A 19,436-nucleotide genomic window follows, 5' to 3' on the forward strand; every position below is an offset into this window, starting at 1 on the left:
GCGCATTCCCCTGTGGGAGCTGGCTTGCCTGCGATAGCGATTCAATCAACGACACTGAACTCAAGCCTGGCCGTCTGCCCGGCCTCATCGAGCACACTCAACTGATACCGGCCCAACTGCTCGAAACTGGCATTGATAAAGTCCTGGCTGGCGCTATCCCCCAGCGGCGCGCCATTGAGAAACCACCAACGCCTTCCACTGCCGCCGAGCGCAGACAGTTTCAGGCGCAGGGCTTGCTGGCTACCCGCCGGCAACCGCAGTTGATCGCCCTCACGCACGCCGACAATCGACAGTGGCGAGGACGCCGCCAGCGCCGGTGGCGGGCAATCGGGGTCAGAGGCCGGAATGCGTGCTTCGCGACGTTCGATCCTGGGCAACCACGGTTCCAACGGCGCAGGCCACAGGGCGATGTTTTTGAGCGCTGCGCCCGGGCAATGGGCATCGACTCGCAGGCCCTTGGCGTTGACCCACACGCTCTCCATCAACCCCACGCTCAACGGTTGATCCAACGCCTGCAACGTCGGTGGCGTAGTGTTATCCAGCGTCCAGGCAAAGCGTTGGCGACGGCAATTGGGATCAGTGCGGCTCATGGGCTGGCCCAGCGGCCAACAGATCGCCGCCACGCCGACATTCGCTGGAACCGGTTTGACGGGGGCACTGAAGCCGCGCTGGCTGTCGCGGTTGGTCAGCACATCGTGCACTTGCAGCATCAAGGGGGCCGCCGAGGCGAGGCCGAATTGCCCCGGCACCGGTGTGCCGTCCGGTCGGCCGATCCACACGCCAATCAAGTACCGCGGCCCCACGCCAATCGCCCAGGCATCGCGAAAGCCATAGCTGGTGCCGGTTTTCCACGCCAGCACTGGGCGCTGTACCAGCTCAGCACGCGGGTCACGGTCGGGCCGCGCCTGGCCACTGAGGATCCGCCGCACAATCCAGGCGGCACCTGGCGACAACATCGGACGCTCCCTGAGTTCGTCGTCCGGCTGCAAGCGAATCGTCGCACTCTTGCCGTCGCGCGCGAAGGCGCTGTAGCCGCTTACCAAGTCTTCCAGGCGGCTGCCCGCACCGCCCAGGATCAACGCCAGGTTGGGCTCGGCCAAGGCAGGCAATGCCAACGGCACGCCGCCGATACGCATCTGCGCGGCAAAGCGTTTGGGCCCGTAGGCTTCCAGCAGTTGCACCGCCGGCAGGTTCAGCGAACTGGACAGCGCCGTACTCGCCGGCACAGCACCGGTAAAACCCATGGAGAAATTGCCCGGCCGGTAATCGCCATACCGCCGGGGTACGTCCTGTAGCAGGGATTCGGAGTGGATCAACCCATCGTCCAGGGCCATGCCATAGAGGAAGGGTTTCAAGGTGGAGCCCGGAGAACGCAGCGCGCTGACCATGTCCACATGGCCAAAGCGCTTGGCATCGTTGATGTCCACCGACCCGAGGTAGGCGCGCACGGCCATGGTTTCTTCTTCTACCACCAAAATAGCGGCAGAGGTGTGCTCCGGCAGGCGCGCGCGCCAACCCAGCAGCAGGTCTTCAAGACGGCGCTGCAGGGTGGCATCCAAGGTGGTGCGGATCAGCGGCGGGCTATCGGGACGGTTCAGACGGCGGGCAAGCAAAGGGGCTAGGCTCGGTTCCAGGCGCGGGGCGAGCAGCAGCGGCTCCTCCAGGGCTTCATCGACAGCAGCTTGCGGCCACACCTGGAATTCGGCCAGGCGGCGCAGCACTTTGTCGCGGGCTTCCTGCGCACGTTGCGGGTGGCGGTCGGGGCGCAGGCGGCTCGGCGCTTGGGGTAGTACCGCGAGCAAGGCGGCTTCGGCATGGGTCAACTGGGCCGGGGACTTGCCCAGGTAGGCCCAACTGGCTGCGGCAACGCCCTGCAAGGTACCGCCAAAAGGCGCGCGGTTCAGGTACAGGTTCAGGATTTGCTCCTTGGACAAGTGCCATTCCAACTGCGCAGTACGCCACAACTGGCGCAACTTGCCGTGGAAGGTGCGCGAATGCGGGTCCAGCAGGCGCGCCACCTGCATCGACAAGGTACTGCCGCCGGACACCACTCGTGCGCCGGTCAGGTTCTGCCAGGTCGCACGTACCAGCGCCAACGGATTTACGCCAGGGTGCTGATAGAACCAGCGGTCTTCGTAGGTGAGCAGTGCGTCGAGGTAATAGGGCGAGACCTCATTGGTTTGTACCGGGTAGCGCCACACGCCGTTGGCATCGGCGAAACGCCACAATGGGGTGCCATCCTCGGCGAGGACTACGCGTGCCAGGTCGTCCTGGGGCAAGGGCAAAGGCCAGATGCGGTCGGCCAGCCACAGCAGCGCGATGACCAACACCACGGTTCCCACGACCCAGCGCAGTAAATGTGGGAGCTGGCTTGCCTGCGATCGCGGTGGGTCAGTGGGTAGATGTGTCACCAAGCCACCGCTTTCGCAGGCAAGCCAGCTCCCACATTGAATCGAGTACAACCGTGATAAAGGAAACCCATGTTTAAACCTGCAAACCTCTATGCTTGTAGGGAACTAGCCTGTCGCAATAACAACCAAAGGCACAGATACGCCCACCTTCTCATCAGGACACACATATGCAGGTAGAAAGCTTTTTCGAATGGTTGGGCCAGGCACTTGGTTCCATCATCCGTTTTATCGTCGACGGGCTCAGCGGGTTGTTCGGTGCCTTGACCCATGCCGGCGGCAATTTCGTCGAAGGCTTGTCGCGTACGTTGGGCATGGATACTTCGATCATCAGCATCATTACCCTGATCGTTGGCCTGCTGTTCCTGTATTCGGCGGTGCGCGCCTTTATGCGGGCGTCGATCATCATTGGGGTTATCTGGTTGATGTTGGGCCTGTGGCTGCTGAGCTGGGTGGTGCACTGATCCCCTGTGGGAGCGGGCTTGCCCGCGATAGCGGTATATCAGTCAAAGACTCATCAACTGACAGATAGCTATCGCAGGCAAGCCCGCTCCCACATTTGGCCTGCATTTCAAATTGAGATATCAGCGCCCCTTGATCACCAGGTCCGCCGGGGTTTCGCCCACCGCCTGCCAGTTCGGCCGATACATCGACTCCACCTGCGGCGGCGGCACACGGTACGTGCCCGGTGTCACCGCACGCGCCAGGTACAGCAAGTGCGTGGTGCCATACCCATCCAGGTTCAGCGCCGCCACGTAACGATCATCCCGGAACTCCTGGTGCTTGAGCGAGGCGTTCTGCATCGATTCGCGCCATTCCTTCACCTGGCTGCTGGCGTTTTCCAGGCTGGCCGCGCTTTGGGCCAGGTTCTGGTTCTCCAGTTCCAGGCCGGCCGGCAACAGGTCGACTACCAACGCATCCGGCACACGCTGCTTGGCGCTCACCGCCAGGTGCACCAGCACCAGGTCGCCGCTATTGAGGTTGCGCAGGTTCAGCGGCTGGCCGTTCATGCCCAGGTAGTCGCGGCGGATGCTCAAGTTATCCCCACCCGCCGTCGGCGGCACTTGTGGATAACCCGAAACGGTCAGTTGCTGATACACCGGCGTCTCGCTTTGATTGGTCAGGCTCAAGTTGCCAGACAGCAGCTTGCCCTCCAGCTCCAGCGTCGACTGCTGGTTGTTCAGTTCATGCACGCCGCCACTGCCATCGAGCAGTACTTTCCAGTCTGCCTCAGGCTTGGCGAACCCCAAGCGCCCGGCCAGGAACAGCGAATTACGCTCCTGGGTCGACAGGTACGGACTGGCCGCCAACTGGTCCGACAGCGTGAACAAACGCTCCTCGCGCTTGCCCTTGGCCAGGTCGTTCTCTTCCAGCAAGGCCAGGATCATCGCCTGATCGCGTAATGGACTGCCGTAGTCGGCCAGCCATTCATTGGCGTTACGTTGCGTCGCCAGACCGGCCTGCAACGCCTGATCCGCACGCGGTTGATCGCCCATCTTTTGCAGCGCGATAGCCAACTGCACCAGCGGCAAACCGGAGCGTGCATCGGTGCGTCGTTCGAACAGGCTGCGCAACGCGCCCAGCGGCGCTTGCTGGCTGCGCGCCAACACCATGCCGGCGTAGGCCTGCACGGCAAAGCGGGTGTGGTCGGCGTTATCGCTGTAATCGACCTCGATCAGGTTGCGCTCCTGCACATAGCGCAGCAGGCGCTCGCTGGCCTTTTTCAGGGCCTCAGGCGGCACGGCAAAACCCTGGTCGCGGGCGCGCAGCAGGAAGTCAGTGACGTAAGCCGTCAGCCAATATTCTTCTTCGCCATCGGCGCCCCACAAGCCAAAGCTGCCGTTGTAGCGCTGCATGCCCAGCAGGCGCTCGATGCCGATTTCGATCTTGCGCTTGCGCTCGGCATCCGACTCACCCTTGATCGACAGGCGCTTGAGCAACGCGTCGTCGGCATACAGCGACGGATACAAGCCGCTGGCCGTCTGTTCCAGGCAACCGTAGGGATACGCCTTGAGCGCACTGATCTGCGCACCAAGGTTCAACGGTGGCCGGCTCGACAGGCTCAGCAATGCCTCACGTCCCGAGGCGTCGAATTGATCCAGCGCGCCCGGCGGCAGGTTCCACGGCTGATCCTTGAGCACCGCGCGGTAATGCTTGAGCAATGCCGGATACGCTGGGCGCACGCCCAGGGTCCACTCACGGCTGAACGGCGGCAGGTTCTCGCCCGGCAGGTCCAGGCCATTCACCGTGACCTTGACCTTACCCTGCCCCAAGCCGCCCCAGGCTTTCACCGGGATACGCAGCGTGGTGCGCTGGCCTTGTTTCAGTTCGACGCGCTGTCCACCTTCATCGACTGGTTCGAGCTGCCCTTCGACACTCACGCGCACATCGAGCGTCTGCGCCTTGCCCGACAGGTTGGACAGGTCCAGCGCCAACGTGGTCTGGTCGCCACCGGCAAGGAAGCGCGGTGCCGACAGTTCGGCAATCAACGGTGCAGCAATCACCGTCTTGGCTTCGGCCATGCCGTAGCGATCATCGCTCCAGGCCTGGGCCATCAAGCGCAGTTCGCCGTTGAAATCGGGAATGTTGACGCTGACTTCGCCCTCGCCTTGCTCATTCAAGGTCACCGGCGCGCTTTGCAGGGCGACGATGGTCACGCTGGTGTCCGGGCGTTTGCCACCCTTGGCCAGCGCCGCATCGCCACCAAACGCCAGGCTGGCCAAACGGCCCTGCCCGGCTTCGATCAACTGGCCGTAGACGTCGAACTGGTCCACACCGTAGGCCTTACGGCCAAACAGGCTGGAGTACGGGTCGGGCGTCGGGTATTCGGTGATATTGAGGATGCCCACGTCCACCGCCGCCACCAGTACATGCACCTGTTTCGGCACGCTGCCGTCGGCATTCTTGGCGGCGATCTTCACCGTCAGTGGTTGTTTGGGGCGCATCTTCTCCGGTGCGGTGAGGGTCAGCCCAAGTTTGCGCTGGGTGCGATCCAGCGGCAGATGCAGCAGGCCGACCGCACGTTTGGGCGTGATATTGGCTTTGCGCTCACCGGGACGAATCACCAGGGCGCTCAGGTACAAATCATGACGCGACCATTTCGGGTCGAGCTTCACGGCGAAGGTCTTGCCCTCTGCCGGCACATCGATTTCCTGCCACCACAACGGGCCTTCGGCGGACTCCACCAGCAGGTAGCCTTTGCCGGCAGCGGGTGGGGTGACGGTGACGTTGGCAGTATCGCCATCGCCATACGCCGGTTTGTCCAGCGCCAGCTTGACCTGGTCGGGGCGCACGGCGCCGCCTTCGGTGTTGTCCTGGGCCTGGTAGCCAGCCCAGAAGCGCAGGCTGCTGACCAACCCGGTCTGCGGGTCTTCAACCTCGACACGGTACGGGCCCCACTCCACCTGGAAGCTGACCTTGGCGGTGTCGCCAGCCTTGATGTTCAGGGTCTGCTCATCGAGGTTGAGGAATTTTTCGTTGAAGTGGTAACTCCAGCCATCGCTCTCGGAGTAGTTCCAGTAGTAGTCACGACGCTCGCGTACCAGGCGCACCTTGAGGTTTTGTGCGGCGAGCTTCTGCCCATCCTGGTTGGCCAGCAACACTTCGAATTCCGCCGGGCCATCGCCATTGGTTTCCTTGCCGTCAAACAAGCCACGCAAGCCCGGCAGTTGTTTGGCCGGCCAGATCGGTTGCACCAGACGGCGAGTGATCGGCCGCCCGCCCGACTCTTGCAGGCTGGCCTGCACGATCAGTTGCAGGGGCGACTTGGCGTCGGCCCATTTGCTTTCCAGGGTCAGTGCTTCCTGGCCCTTGGCGTCGAGGACGCTTTCGTCCAGTTCAAAATCCTGGCTCAGTTCTTCTTCCGTGACAGAGCCGAACTGATAACCCGGCAGGGACTTGACCGCCTCGCGCAACGGCCGCACATACACTTGGCCGCTGACCCGGTTGCCGGACGCCGGTGCGCCGTAGAGGTAGCGACCGTTGACCTGAATCACCGGGTTATCCGCCGGACTCAATGGCGTATCGCTGCCCTTGAGCTCCAATGCGAGCCGCTCGGGCAGGAAGTCTTCGACGAGGAACTCATACAATTGCGGCTTGCCGTCACCCAGGTTGAACACCAACTGCCAGCGCCCGGTCGGCGCCTCGCCGGCCAGTTGCAGCGGATACTGATAGAGACCGGAGGCGTCGGCCTCCCACACAAACTTGCGACTCACCTGTTCATCCGGGCGACGCACTTCGACGCTCACCGGTTGCGGTTTGACGGCGTTGCCATCCTTGTCCCGCAGCAGCGCATTGAGCAGCACGGTTTCGCCAGGGCGATACAGGTCACGCGGGCCGAACACAAAGAACTGCAAGGGATGGGACGGTTGACCACCGATATCGAACTCCGCCAGGTCCAATGCGGCACTGTCCAGGCGCAGCATGCTGGTCTGTTCACCTTGCTTGGCCAGCAGCACCTGGGCATTTTTCGGCAACGGCAACTCGGCATGGCCGCCTTTTTCGGTTTTGCCTTGGCCGACCACTCGGCCATTGGCATCGAGCACTTCAAGGTCAACGCCATCCAGCGCCTTGCCGCCCTCCAGTGCCTGGGTGAAGACATCCAGGCGATGGGCATAGCGGTGCACCGACAGGCCGATATCACTCAAGGTGAACAACGTGGCCGGTTGTGAATAGTTGTAGGTGCCAGAGGCGCGCATCACTGCCAGGTACACGCCTGGCTGCTGCAATTGCTTGAGGCCGGCGATAGGCAGCAACAGGGTCTCGCGGGTGTTGCGCGCCGGGTTCAAATCGAAACGGCCACCGTAGACCAGATCCGCCATGGGCAGCAGTTCGCGGGACTCATAACTTTGCAGGCTGGTAGTGCGCCCCCACCGCGCCAGGAACGACGGCAGGGAGTCGGGCTTGATGCGGAAGAACTCGACGTCGATCTTGTCGACGTTCAACGCGATCACCGGCAGGCCTTCGGCCAGGCGCGTCGGCAGCAAGGTGCCACGGCTGGCGAAGCCGACGGTGGCTTGCAGATCACGGGTTTCCAGGCGGGCGATGTACTCGGCGGCGAGTGCGTTGCCATTGACGGCCTTCACACCAGCGTCCACCGTCAGCACCAGCTTGCGCTGCGGCTCCAGATGTCGCAGACGCAATTCCATGAGGTTGTCGGAGATTTCCCAGGCGCCATCGACCTTGCCCGACTTGCTGTCCACCAAGTGGAGCTTGTCGGCAAACTTCTGATCGGGGTCCAACGGAATGGAAAAGCTCACCGACAGGGTACTGGCCCCGTCGAGTTGCACTTCGGACACATCCACCACACTCAACTCACGCCCGGCATAACGCTGCTTCAGCGCCGCCACATCCACCGCCGCTTTCGCAGGTTTGGGCGCAACCGTCGCCGCTGGAGCAGCCGGGGCAGCCGGTTTATCGGAAGAGTCGCAGGCGCTCAGCAGGGCCAGCGCGCAGGCCAGGAACAATCCTTTGTTAAGCATGGGGCACTCGTAGTGAGAGGGGTCCGAGGGGTGAACTATATATCAGCCTGGGTGGGGCCGATGGGATGCTGGTCACATTGACCGACGGAGGGTGGATTGGTTCGGGGAAGGCATCAAGCCAAGCCAAATCCCACACACAAGCCAGCCCCCACATTGGTCCTGCTGTGTTGTTGAGGGACGGTTACAATGCCACTCCCCCTAGGAGCCTGCATGTCCACCCTACTCACCGACTGGCGTCACCGCCCCACCCACCGCAACGTATGGGCCCTGGCCGCGCCGATGATTCTGTCGAACATCTCGGTGCCCTTGGTGGCGTTGGTCGACAGCATGGTCATCGGCCATCTGCCCCATGCCCATCAGTTGGGCGCCGTTGCTGTCGGCGCCAGCTTGTACACATTTCTGGCCTGGGCCATGGGTTTCCTGCGCATGGGCTCCACCGGTTTTGCCGCCCAAGCGGCCGGGCGCAACGACGGCGCCGCGCTGCGGCAAATTCTGCTGCAAGGTCTGCTGTTGGCGCTGGGGCTGGCGATGCTGCTGGGTACCGTGGGCATTCCGCTGAGCCATCTGGCCCTGGAATGGATGCAGCCCTCCCCCGAACTCAATCAACTGACGCAGGACTTTTTCCACACCCGCCTGTTCGGCCTGCCTGCGGCCCTGGCAAGTTACGCGCTGGTGGGCTGGTTCCTCGGTACGCAAAACGCGCGCGCGCCGCTGGCGATTCTGCTGACCACCAACCTGGTCAACATCGCCCTGAACCTGTGGTTTGTACTCGGCCTGGATTGGGGGGTGGTGGGTTCGGCGCGGGCGTCCGTCGTGGCTGAATGGACCGGCGCCCTGCTCGGTCTTGCGCTCACGCAAAAAGCCCTGCGCGCCTACCCCGGGCATATCGCCTGGGCTGCATTGAAACGGTGGCAGAGCTGGCGCCCATTGTTGGCAGTGAACCGCGACATTTTCATCCGCAGCCTGGCGCTGCAATCGGTGTTTTTCATGATCACGGTGCAAGGCGCACGCCTGGGCGATGCCACCGTGGCCGCCAATGCGCTGTTGCTCAACGGCCTGCTGCTGACGGCACACGCCCTGGACGGTTTGGCCCACGCCGTCGAAGCACTGTGTGGCCACGCCATCGGCGCTCATGACCGCCAAGCTTTGCGCCGCTCACTGGTGGTGGCCGGCGGTTGGTCACTGATCGCCAGCGTCGGTTTTGCCTTGCTGTTCACCGTTGGCGGGCACCTGTTTATCGCCATGCAAACCGATATCCCCAGCGTGCGCGAAACCGCTGATATCTACCTGCCCTATCTGGCTGTGCTGCCGTTGATTGCGGTGTGGAGTTACCTGCTGGACGGCCTGTTCATCGGCGCCACCCGCGCGCGGGAAATGCGCAATGGCATGCTGCTGACGGTGCTGCTGACGCTGCCCTTCGCCTGGGCGCTGCAAAGCGTGGGCAACCACGGCCTGTGGATAACCTTCCTGCTGTTCATGGCCCTGCGCAGCCTTACTCTGTGGGCGATTGCCTGGCGCTTGAATCGGCAGAACCAGTGGCTTGGATAAACCCAGTCACCCTATCCAAGACCGGCGCCAGCCAACGTAGCGGCCTGGAGATCGAGGCCACCAGCGTCGCATGGCTGGTTTTGCTGAAGTAGAACACCTCAACCGGTACACCGGCTGCCCGCAACTTATTGGCCAAGCCACCGGTATTGCGCGTCGGGTTGACCAGATCGTCATCCGTCGAGGCGATCAACAGCGTGGGCGGTGCACCGGCGCTGACGTGATTGATTGGCTGGGACTCGGGCGGCGAATCCGGATAGAAAAACACCGGCCGAACGTCGCGGTTTTCAATCGGCAGGAAGTCATACGGCCCGGCCAGGCCGATCCAGCCCTTGAAGAGTGAGGGCGACAAGCCCACCGCATTCAGCCAGCGTGCATCCAGTGCCAACATCGAGGCGTTGTAGGCGCCTGAGCTATGGCCCATCACGTAGAGCTGCTTGGGGTCGGCACCGAAGTCGGCGATATGTTGATGTGTCCAGGCCACCGCCTGGGCGCCGTCCTGGAGAAAGGCGGGGTAACGCACCTGCGGGTAAAGCCGGTAGTCGGCGATCACCACCACGATGCCGCGAGAGGCGAGGGCTTCGCCGACGAAACCGTAATCTTCCTTGGAGCCTGAGTTCCAACTGCCACCGTAGAAAAACACCACCACGGGCGCGGCGGAGATAGCGGGGACAGGGCGGTAGATATCGAGTTTCTGGCGCGGGTCATCGCCGTAAGCGATGGCTGAAGTTTTGGTGAAGGTGCTGGAGGGGGTGAGTGCATTGAGCACTTTGATGGGGGAGCAGGCCGCAAGGAATGCGGCGATTGCCAGGGTGAATGCTTGCAGCCATTTGCTCAACATCATCCAGACCCCACACAGAAGGTACTACCAGATGAAGATCCAAATGTGGGAGCTGGCTTGCCTGCGATAGCGATGTATCAGACAAAAATCCTGCACTGACACACCGCCATCGCGGGCAAGCCCGGCTCCCACATTAGAACCGGGTCACTTCACTTACGAGGACAGGTACGAAGACCGCGTCAGGCCCAGGCGCAACGCATCCAGGAACTGGGTACGCTCACTCGCACTGATCTTCGCGCTCGCGCACTTGTCACGGTAGTGAGTCATCAACTCCTCCGGCGACAAGTGCACATAGCGCAGCATGTCTTCGATGGTGTCGTGGGTCTCGATACCGGCGCTGTACACCGAACCGTCTTCACGCTGGTAGATGTTCACCGAGTCGGTGTCACCGAACAGGTTGTGCATGTCGCCGAGAATTTCCTGGTAGGCACCCACCAGGAAGATACCCAGCAAGTAGTCTTCACCTTCGTTCAAGGCGTGCACCGGCAAGCTGGTCTCGATGGACTGCTCGTCGACGTACTGCTTGATCTTGCCGTCGGAGTCGCAGGTCAGGTCCTGCAATACCGCACGACGCAACGGCTCTTCATCCAGACGGTGCAGCGGCAGGATCGGCAAGACCTGGCCGATGGCCCAGGTGTCTGGCAGGCTCTGGAACACCGAAAAGTTGCAGATGTACTTGTCGGCCAGCTTGTCGTTGAGTTCGTCCAGCACTTGGCGGTGCGAACGCTGGCGGGCTTTCAATGAGTTGTGCAGGCGACGGCACACGGCGAAGTAGCATTGCTCGGCCAGGGCTTTTTCCGCCAGGGTCAGCTTGCCATCGGCGTATTGGGTGGCCACGTCACTCATGTAGTGGGTGGCGCGCCAGTAGGTTTCGGTAACCATCTCGATGTCGGTCGGGCCCAGCAGGTCCACCAGCCATTGCACGGTTTCCGGCAGGGCTTCCTTGTTCTCGATCAACGGCACGTCGTCGTTGTGCTTCTCGACGTCGGTGACTTGCACCACCAGCATGGCGTGGTGGGCGGTCAGGGAACGGCCGCTTTCGGAGAAGATGTGCGGGTGCGGCAGGCTCTGCGCGTCGCAGAATTCCTTGAGCATGCCCACCACCACGCCGGCGTAGTCGTCCATGTCGTAGTTGATGGAGCTGGCGTTACGCGAGTGAGTACCGTCGTAGTCCACGCCCAGGCCGCCGCCGACGTCGATGTGGTCCACCGGCAGGCCGAGGTTGCGCAGTTCGCCGTAGTAACGAATGGCTTCCTTGAAGCCGTGCTGGTAGTCGGCCAGGTTGGCGATCTGCGAGCCCATGTGGAAGTGCAGCAGGCGAATGCCCTGGTCCAGGCCCGCAGCGCGGAAGCGCTCGACCACCGACAGCAACTGCGCCGCCGACAAACCGAACTTGGACTTCTCGCCACCGGTGTCCGCCCACTTGCTCGACGCCAGCGACGACAAACGCACACGCAGCCCGACCTGTGGCTTGACCTTGAGGCTGGCAGCCTCTTCGATCACCAGGCCGACTTCGGATTCTTTCTCGATCACGATGAACACGTTGTGGCCCAGCTTCTGGCCCATCAGCGCCAGGCGGATGAACTCACGGTCCTTGTAACCGTTGCAGACGATGGTGCCGCCCTTAGGCGCCAGGGCCAGCACGGCCAGCAGCTCGGGCTTGGAACCGGCTTCGAGGCCGATGGACACGTTCTGGGTGGCGATGATGTTCTCGATCACCGCTTCCTGCTGGTTCACCTTGATCGGGTACAGCGCGGTGTACTTGCTCTGGTATTCCAGGCGCTCGATGTTCGCATCGAACGCGCCGGTCAGCTGGCGTACACGGTCTTGCAGGATATCGGGGAAGCGCACCAGCAATGGCAGCGACAGACCGCTTTTGCGCAGTTCGTCGACTTGCTCGTACAAATCAACGGGCGTGCTGTTCGGGCCGTTCGGACGGACTTCAACGCGACCGGCATCATTGATCGCGAAATACCCGGCCCCCCAATGGCGAATCCCGTAAACACTGCGGCTGTCCGCAACTGTCCATTGGCTGCCATCGTCTTTGCGTGTGCGTCGTACGGACATCGAAGTCCCCTATAAATGAAGTCGAAGGCACCGCCCCCTATCAGAGGCTGGCGCAGTCTAAAGAATGAAAATGACGATTTGCCTGCGTGCAAGGTAGGACCCCACGCGCAGGACAGAGTTTAGACACAGGTCGGGAAGAGGCTTTCAGCCGCCGGACTTCTTGGCCTTGTACCCGAGCTTGATCAGCTCGGCCAACAGCAACTCGACGTGATCGCCCTGGATCTCGATGACGCCGTCTTTCAACGCGCCACCGGTGCCACAACGCTTTTTCAGCGTGGTGGCCAGCTCCTTCAGGGCATCTTCGGCCAACGGCACGCCGGTGATGGTGGTCACCGTCTTGCCGCCACGGCCTTTGCTCTCGCGTCGCACGCGGGCAATACCGTCGCCTTCAGGGATCAGGGTCTGTTTGCAGGTACACGAATCCACGGGCTGACGACAGTCCGGGCAGTGTCGACCTGCGTCGGTGGAAAATACCAGGCCACCAAGGGCGGCGAAGGATGCGGCTTTTTTGGCCACCGGCAATCCTCTTGGGAGGACAAAGACTGATCGGCACCCGCGAAGGGAACACCGACCGCGAAGCCCCACTCAGGCAGGGGCAGCGCTACCGGACCGGCCTGCTCCATAGCAGGACGGCTCGGGTGAAAAGTCGCGCAGTGTAACGGCAAAAAGCCGACTTGCTAAGGGCCAAATGGCGCCAATTTATGCAACTTTAGCGACGCGAGGCCAGATAGCGGCGCAAGCCCTCTTGGGCGTCGGGGCAGTAAGGCTTTTGCTGCGCTTCTTGCAGGACGCTTTCGATGGGCAAAAAGCGTGCTTCCATGACTTCTTCAGGCTGTAAATGCAGGGCGCCGTCCCACACGGCGGAGTAGGACGTACACCAGAGCCGGCTGTCGCCATCCTCAAAGTAGAAGTGGTCATGTTCGACCAGCTCCACCCCGCCTACCCCTAGTTCTTCTTCCAGTTCTCGAGCGGCCGAATCGGCATAACTCTCCCCCGCCGCCACCATGCCCCCCGCCGCCGTGTCCCAAAAACCGGGGTACATGGCTTTGCTCAGGGTGCGCCGATGCACGCACAGCTCGCCGGCCGAGTTGAACAGGAAGATAAAGGTGCAGCGGCCGATCAAGCCGCGCTGGCGCAGGTCCGACCGGACCAGGGCGCCGAGCAGGTTGTCCTGTTCGTCGACCCAGCAGATCAGTTCAGCATCAGAGGCCGCACGGTGTGCAGCCTCTTTTTGAGTAGCGTCCATCATCAACCCTGGTTGAGGAGCTGACGCAAGTCGATCACTGCAGCGTTTGCCCGGGAAATATAGTTGGCCATCACCAGCGAATGGTTCGCCAGTACGCCGAAGCCACTGCCGTTAAGAATCATAGGACTCCATACCGGTTCCTGCGAGGCTTCCAGCTCACGAATGATCTGGCGCACGCTGACGGTCGCGTTCTTTTTCGCCAGTACATCGGCGAAGTCGACTTCAATGGCGCGCAGCAAGTGGGACAAGGCCCACGCCTGGCCACGGGCTTCGTAGAACACGTTGTCGATCTGCATCCATGGGGTTTCCACCACTTCTTCATCAACCTGCGGCACTTCACCCGGCGCAAGCGCCTCGGTTTTCAGCGCGGTGTTCAACTTCACCCGGCCAACGCTCGCCGACAGGCGTTGCGACAGCGAGCCCAAGCGGGTAGCCACATCGCCCAGCCAGTTGTTCAGGTTGTCGGCGCGGGCATAGAACAGCGCGCCTTTCTGGTTCGGATCAGACAGGCGCGCTTCATAGCGGCTCAGGGAATTGATGCCTTCCTGGTACTCCGATTCGCTGGACGGCAACACCCAGCTTTTATTATCGAAGTTGAAACGCGGCTCGGCCTTGGCCAAGTCGGCGTCTTCGGCCGACTGCGACTGCGAACGCGCGAAGTCTTTACGCAGGGCACGGGTCAAATCACGCACCTGCACCAGCACGCCATACTCCCAGCTCGGCATGTTGTCCATCCACAGGCCCGGCGGGAAACGGTCGTTGGAAATGTAGCCACCCGGCTTGTTCAGCAAGGTGCCCACGACAGTCTTGAGGGTTTCGACGGTGGTAAAGCCCACCACCATTTGCTTGCCGTCTTTCTCGGCAGCAATCTGCGCATTTTGCTGGACCGGAAACAGCGCCGGTTCTTCGCTCCAGTACCAACCCAGGGCACCGGTGACCAACAGGTACAAACCCAACACGCTGAGCAAGGCTTTGCTCATCAGCAGGTTGCGAAAGTAGCCACGGTTGGCCGACTTGGGCTCAGGGGCGGGGCCTTTGGCACTGCCTGCACGGTTTTTCCAGTCCAGCATGGCGATATCCTTTCAATCACTTGAGTTCATGCACATCAATTGTCCGGGTGCGTTCAAACACTCCGACCACAACCCTACCCCATCGTGCCCACAGGTGCGGGGCTTTTATAACGAAACGGGCCAGCGTTGGCGTTCGACTATAAAGGATGCAGGTTTTTTACGCAGTTCGACCAGCCAGTCACTAACTGAATTAGGCTGACATGCAGTTTATTGACGTACGACACTCATCCTTTGGAAAAGAGGTGCTAGCATAGAGCCATCAGTTCGACCTCAGCATGCACCCTAACTAGTAGTCAGGATATGACCGAGCCAGAAGACCCCAGCCGTGAGCGCCTCAAGCACCATTTTGCCCAGCGGGTAATTCATCAGGCACGTCAAATTCTTGAGATCTGGCAGCGCCTGCAACGCAGTGAATGGTCCAACACCGACCTCGCCGAACTCAGCGAAGCCAACTTGCGCCTGCTGCGCTTTGCCGAGCGCTTCGAACAACCGGAACACGGCCAGTTGGCACGCACTATCGGTGAATCGCTCAAGGCGGTGGACGAAAACCGCGGGCGCCTCAGCAGCCACCTGATCACCGAGCTCAATCGCCTGATGCAACGCCTGTCCCGCACCGGCCTGCGCCAGGGCGACCAGCTTGAGCAAACTTTCCTGCCGCCAATGCGCAAGCCGATCTACGTGATGCTGGCCGATCACGACCGCGCCGAACGCCTGGCCAAGCAGCTCGAATTTTTTGGCATGAGCGCCCAATCCCTCGACAGTGTGCAAGCGTTTCAGGCTTCCATGGCCGAGCGGCTACCGTCAGCAATTGTCATGGATGTGGACTTCTGCGGCGCTGGCCTGGGCCTCAAGCTTGCAGCGCAAGCCCAGGAAGGCCTGGAGCAAAGGCTACCGCTGCTGTTTTTCAGCCTGCATGAAACCGATACTCCGACCCGTCTGGCCGCCGTGCGCGCCGGGGGGCAAGAGTTTCTGACCGGTACGCTGGAAGCTTCCAGCCTGCTGGAAAAAATCGAAGTACTGACCTGCGTCGCCCAGTACGACCCCTACAAAGTGCTGATCATCGACGACTCACGCGCCCAGGCGCTGCACACCGAGCGGCTGCTCAACAGCGCCGGCATCGTCACACGCACCTTGATCGAACCGATCCAGGCCATGGCGGAGCTGGCGGATTTCCAGCCCGACCTGATCATCCTCGACATGTACATGCCGGCCTGCACCGGTACCGAACTGGCCAAGGTGATTCGCCATAACGACCGCTATGTCAGTGTGCCGATCATCTACCTGTCGGCCGAAGACGACCTGGACAAGCAACTGGATGCCATGAGCGAAGGCGGCGACGACTTCCTCACCAAGCCGATCAAGCCACGTCACCTGATCACCACCGTGCGCAACCGTGCCGCCCGTGCACGCCATCTCAAGGCGCGGATGGTGCGCGACAGCCTGACCGGGCTGTACAACCACACCCATATCCTGCAATTGCTCGAAGACTGCAGCTTCCGCGCACGCCGCGAGAAAAAGCCATTGAGCTTTGCCATGCTCGACATCGACCATTTCAAGCGGGTCAATGACAGCCATGGCCACCCCATGGGCGATCGCGTGATCAAGAGCCTCGCGCTGTTCCTCAAGCAACGCTTGCGCAAGACCGACTATATCGGGCGCTACGGCGGTGAAGAGTTCGCCATCGTGATGCCCGACACGGACCTGGACGCAGCCTGCAAAGTGCTGGATGAAATTCGCGGGCGCTTTGCCGAGATTCACTACCCCGCGCAGCCTCAGGATTTGTGGTGCACCTTCAGCGCTGGGCTGGTAGAGCTGTGCGACGGTTCCGACAGCCTGATGATGGCCGCCCAAGCCGACGAGGCGCTGTACCGCGCCAAGGATGCCGGACGCAACCGCGTACAAGCCGCGCGCACGTCAAAGCAAAGTGCCACCTTTTCACCGGAATCCACTGATTCCGTCATAACTCTGTAACGGAAACGCAATAACTTCAGGCACTTATCTTTTGCTGTCGGTTGAAACCACGCATGCGCCTGAAGCTGCTGACCAATCTCAACACCCTTCTTCTGGTGGCCGTGTGCCTGGCACTTGGGGCGACGCTCTGGTGGTCGCAACAGGCGCTGGAACGGCCGTATCTGCTGATGGAGCGTTACCTGGGCCTGTCCCAGTCCTTCCAGAACCAAGCCGCGCGTAACATCGACGACTACCTGGCCAGCGGCGACGCCCTGCGTTTGAGCAGTGCCAGCCAGAGCCTGGAAAGCCTGCTGCAACACCTGGACGATCTGCCCGCCGAGCTGGCGCAAAACCTGCGCCCGAGCCTGGTGGACCTGGACACCTTCAGCAAGACCGACCTGCTGGCCGCCGGCAAGCTGGCCGGCGACCCGCAAGCGCTGCTGTTGCAGGCCGAGCGCGAGTTGGGCGCGAACCTGGAGCAACTGAGTCAGTACGCCCTAGGCGTGAATTCCGCTGATGCGGCACGTTATCTGCCGCCATTGCTGGCCGCCTCTCAACACTTGGGCAAGCTGTCCCTGGCCCGCGACAAATTGGTGAGCAGCGGCCGCGCGGAACTGGCCGACGATGTGGAACGCGAAGTCAGCAATATCCGCAGCCAGGCCGACCTGCTGGAACACCTGCCGCTGCTCGGCGTGAAGGCCAGCGCCGAATCCAGCGCCGATGATTTCTCCGCCCTGATGGGCCTGGAAAACAGCGAAAAAGCTGAAACCCAGGACACCGGCGTCGACCTCAAGCGCGAACTCAACAGCCTGCTGACCCGCTACCCCGCCGAACTCAAGCGCACCCGCGAGCAGATCCAGCAACGCGCCGACCTGGCCAACGCCACCCACCTGAAAATCAACGCCGTGCAACACGCCATCGCCGGCCTGGAGCCGGTGGTGCGCGCCCAGCACGGCAAGATCCAGGGCGAAGTGCGGGTGATGCAAGGGGTGATGATCGGCCTGATCCTGCTGATCGCGCTGCTCATCGACACCTTGCAACGCCGCCTGGCTCGCGTGCTGACCAACCTGGCACCCGCCCTGTCGACCTGGGCCGAAGGCGACTTCAGCCAACCGATTGCCTTGGGCAAGACCAACCGTGAACTGCACGATATCGAAGCCTCCCTGAATCGCCTGCGCGCCTACCTAGTGGATCTGGTGGGCACCATTCGCGGCAATGCCGAAGAAGTCGCCGGCAGCAGCCGCGCCCTCGCCGAACTGAGCAGCGGCCTGCACGACGGCGCCGAGCGCCAGGCTGGGGACACTGCGCAGATCCGCGATTCACTCGGCGAACTGGAGGCGACCATCCAACAAGTGGCGGGCGACGCCAGCCAGGCCGCCGATGCCAGCCGCAGCGCGGGTGAAGCGGTTGAACAAGGCCAACGCGTGATAGGCCTGAGCCTGACCGGACTGCACGCACTGGTGGATGAAGTTCAGCAAAATGCGCAGATGATCGAAAAACTCGCCGAAGAATCCGCCACCATCGGCGGCGTGCTCACGGTGATTCGTTCGATTGCCGACCAAACCAACTTGCTGGCCCTCAACGCAGCGATTGAAGCCGCCCGCGCAGGCGAGGCAGGACGAGGGTTTGCGGTGGTTGCCGACGAAGTACGCTCGCTGGCGCAGCGCACTGCCGGTGCCACAGCGGAAATTCAGACGCTGATCGCCGGCCTGCAAAGCGCCGCGCACCAATCGGTGCAAGGCATGCGGGCGCAAGTCGAACACGCCGAAGCCACCGCCCAGCAGGCCCAGGCGGCGGACGGTGCGCTGGATGAGATCGTCGGTGCGATCCAGACCATCTCCGACACAGCAGTGCGGATTGCCGATGTGACCGCACAGCAAAGTGGCGCCGTCAGTGAGATTCGCGACAACAGCGAGCGGATTCATCAGTTGGGTGAAGACAACCTGCTGCGTATTGGCCATGGGCGAAATCAAGGCGAGCATCTGTTGGTGCTGGGCGGGCAGCTCAATACGGCGGTGCAGGCCTTTCGCGTTTAGCCAGATCCATTGCCAAGTGAAGATCAAAATGTGGGAGCGGGCTTGCTCGCGAATGCGGAGGGTCAGTGATGGATGTGTTGACTGATACACCGCATTCGCGAGCAAGCCCGCTCCCACATTTGATCTCCTGCGTATTCAGAACCGTGTCACCAATGACCGGATCGAGGGCCCTAGTCACAAATTTTGCGCTATCCTCGCTAATCGTGCTGCCTACTGCATAGAACTGGACAGTCACAAAGGCTTTGCGGCATAGTCGCCGGGTTCTGCCGTACCCACATCAATAACAAGGAACAGCCGATGGCGACCTTTCTGGTTCTACACGGACCCAACCTGAACCTGCTCGGCACCCGTGAACCGGGCGTCTACGGGGCAGTCACCCTGGAACAGATCAACCTCGATCTGGAACGCAGGGCCCGTGAAGCCGGCCACCATCTGCTCTACCTGCAAAGCAATGCCGAGTACGAATTGATTGATCGCATCCATGCCGCGCGCGGCGAAGGTGTGGACTTTATTCTGATCAATCCCGCCGCTTTTACGCATACAAGCGTTGCATTACGTGACGCGCTGCTGGCGGTGAGCATCCCATTCATCGAAGTGCATTTGTCGAACGTGCACAAACGCGAAGCTTTCCGCCATCACTCCTACTTCTCCGATGTAGCGGTAGGTGTGATCTGCGGCCTTGGCGCCAGCGGTTACCGACTGGCCCTGGAGGCCGCCCTGGAACAACTTGAACAACCGGCCAAGCGCCCCTGACCGACCCTTGGGAGTTGATGATTCATGGATATCCGTAAAG

General features: G+C 61.7%; 12 protein-coding genes. 5 read left to right on the top strand and 7 right to left on the bottom strand.

Features of this window, described 5'->3' with window-relative positions; genetic code table 11:
* Positions 1-41: 41 nt before the first annotated feature.
* On the bottom strand, positions 42-2,354 hold the full coding sequence (pbpC, locus tag CFE47_RS27005; protein WP_286841728.1) for a peptidoglycan glycosyltransferase PbpC: 2,313 nt from the start codon (positions 2,352-2,354) through the stop codon (positions 42-44).
* Positions 2,355-2,578: 224 nt separating this feature from the next.
* On the opposite strand from pbpC, the gene CFE47_RS27010 reads away from it, so the two are divergent.
* Positions 2,579-2,872: a hypothetical protein gene (locus CFE47_RS27010; protein ID WP_185705262.1), complete on the top strand. Its 294-nt coding sequence runs from the start codon at positions 2,579-2,581 to the stop codon at positions 2,870-2,872.
* Positions 2,873-2,992: 120 nt separating this feature from the next.
* Here CFE47_RS27010 and CFE47_RS27015 read toward each other — a convergent pair whose 3' ends face one another.
* Positions 2,993-7,888, bottom strand: coding sequence for an alpha-2-macroglobulin family protein (locus CFE47_RS27015; protein WP_286841715.1), 4,896 nt, complete (start codon positions 7,886-7,888; stop codon positions 2,993-2,995).
* Positions 7,889-8,098: 210 nt separating this feature from the next.
* On the opposite strand from CFE47_RS27015, the gene CFE47_RS27020 reads away from it, so the two are divergent.
* Positions 8,099-9,436, top strand: coding sequence for an MATE family efflux transporter (locus CFE47_RS27020; RefSeq protein WP_286841717.1), 1,338 nt, complete (start codon positions 8,099-8,101; stop codon positions 9,434-9,436).
* Here the strand turns inward: CFE47_RS27020 and CFE47_RS27025 are convergent.
* The 5 genes from CFE47_RS27025 to CFE47_RS27045 form a co-directional block, all read right to left on the bottom strand.
* The gene (locus CFE47_RS27025) at positions 9,381-10,274 is read right to left on the bottom strand and encodes an alpha/beta hydrolase (protein ID WP_286841730.1); all 894 of its coding nucleotides are present in this window, start codon (positions 10,272-10,274) and stop codon (positions 9,381-9,383) included. The two genes, CFE47_RS27020 and CFE47_RS27025, sit on opposite strands and share 56 nt — an antisense overlap.
* 153 nt (positions 10,275-10,427) lie before the next feature.
* Complete coding sequence (speA, locus tag CFE47_RS27030) at positions 10,428-12,341, bottom strand: arginine decarboxylase (RefSeq protein ID WP_185705254.1); 1,914 nt, start codon at positions 12,339-12,341, stop codon at positions 10,428-10,430.
* A gap of 144 nt (positions 12,342-12,485) precedes the next feature.
* On the bottom strand, positions 12,486-12,857 hold the full coding sequence (locus CFE47_RS27035; protein WP_005784408.1) for a translation initiation factor Sui1: 372 nt from the start codon (positions 12,855-12,857) through the stop codon (positions 12,486-12,488).
* A 193-nt stretch (positions 12,858-13,050) separates the two neighbouring features.
* Complete coding sequence (locus CFE47_RS27040; RefSeq protein WP_286841719.1) at positions 13,051-13,587, bottom strand: NUDIX hydrolase; 537 nt, start codon at positions 13,585-13,587, stop codon at positions 13,051-13,053.
* Between the two features lie 2 nt (positions 13,588-13,589).
* Entirely contained in the window at positions 13,590-14,567 is a 978-nt protein-coding gene (locus tag CFE47_RS27045) for a DUF2333 family protein (RefSeq protein ID WP_376750077.1), read from the bottom strand.
* A gap of 390 nt (positions 14,568-14,957) precedes the next feature.
* Between CFE47_RS27045 and CFE47_RS27050 the strand changes: the two genes are divergently transcribed.
* The 3 genes from CFE47_RS27050 to aroQ all read left to right on the top strand — a co-directional run bounded on the left by CFE47_RS27050 (position 14,958) and on the right by aroQ (position 19,396).
* Positions 14,958-16,628, top strand: a complete 1,671-nt coding sequence (locus CFE47_RS27050; protein WP_286841721.1) for a response regulator — start codon at positions 14,958-14,960, stop codon at positions 16,626-16,628.
* A gap of 1,466 nt (positions 16,629-18,094) precedes the next feature.
* Positions 18,095-18,643 (top strand): methyl-accepting chemotaxis protein, encoded by a 549-nt coding sequence (locus CFE47_RS31900; protein WP_502695524.1) that lies wholly within the window; start codon positions 18,095-18,097, stop codon positions 18,641-18,643.
* A gap of 297 nt (positions 18,644-18,940) precedes the next feature.
* Positions 18,941-19,396: a type II 3-dehydroquinate dehydratase gene (aroQ, locus tag CFE47_RS27060; RefSeq protein WP_056860456.1), complete on the top strand. Its 456-nt coding sequence runs from the start codon at positions 18,941-18,943 to the stop codon at positions 19,394-19,396.
* Positions 19,397-19,436 lie beyond the last annotated feature (40 nt).

This window comes from Pseudomonas sp. PGPPP1, from assembly GCF_002255865.1.
Classification (GTDB): domain Bacteria; phylum Pseudomonadota; class Gammaproteobacteria; order Pseudomonadales; family Pseudomonadaceae; genus Aquipseudomonas; species Aquipseudomonas cremoris.

What these genes read in the sequence shown, in the direction of transcription:
- CFE47_RS27010 (WP_185705262.1), top strand. Translation starts at nt 2,579, where the DNA reads ATGCAGGTAGAAAGCTTTTTCGAATGGTTGGGCCAGGCACTTGGTTCC.
- CFE47_RS27015 (WP_286841715.1), bottom strand. Translation starts at nt 7,888, where the DNA reads ATGCTTAACAAAGGATTGTTCCTGGCCTGCGCGCTGGCCCTGCTGAGC.
- CFE47_RS27020 (WP_286841717.1), top strand. Translation starts at nt 8,099, where the DNA reads ATGTCCACCCTACTCACCGACTGGCGTCACCGCCCCACCCACCGCAAC.
- CFE47_RS27025 (WP_286841730.1), bottom strand. Translation starts at nt 10,274, where the DNA reads ATGTTGAGCAAATGGCTGCAAGCATTCACCCTGGCAATCGCCGCATTC.
- speA (WP_185705254.1), bottom strand. Translation starts at nt 12,341, where the DNA reads ATGTCCGTACGACGCACACGCAAAGACGATGGCAGCCAATGGACAGTT.
- CFE47_RS27040 (WP_286841719.1), bottom strand. Translation starts at nt 13,587, where the DNA reads ATGGACGCTACTCAAAAAGAGGCTGCACACCGTGCGGCCTCTGATGCT.
- CFE47_RS27045 (WP_376750077.1), bottom strand. Translation starts at nt 14,567, where the DNA reads ATGAGCAAAGCCTTGCTCAGCGTGTTGGGTTTGTACCTGTTGGTCACC.
- CFE47_RS27050 (WP_286841721.1), top strand. Translation starts at nt 14,958, where the DNA reads ATGACCGAGCCAGAAGACCCCAGCCGTGAGCGCCTCAAGCACCATTTT.
- CFE47_RS31900 (WP_502695524.1), top strand. Translation starts at nt 18,095, where the DNA reads ATGATCGAAAAACTCGCCGAAGAATCCGCCACCATCGGCGGCGTGCTC.
- aroQ (WP_056860456.1), top strand. Translation starts at nt 18,941, where the DNA reads ATGGCGACCTTTCTGGTTCTACACGGACCCAACCTGAACCTGCTCGGC.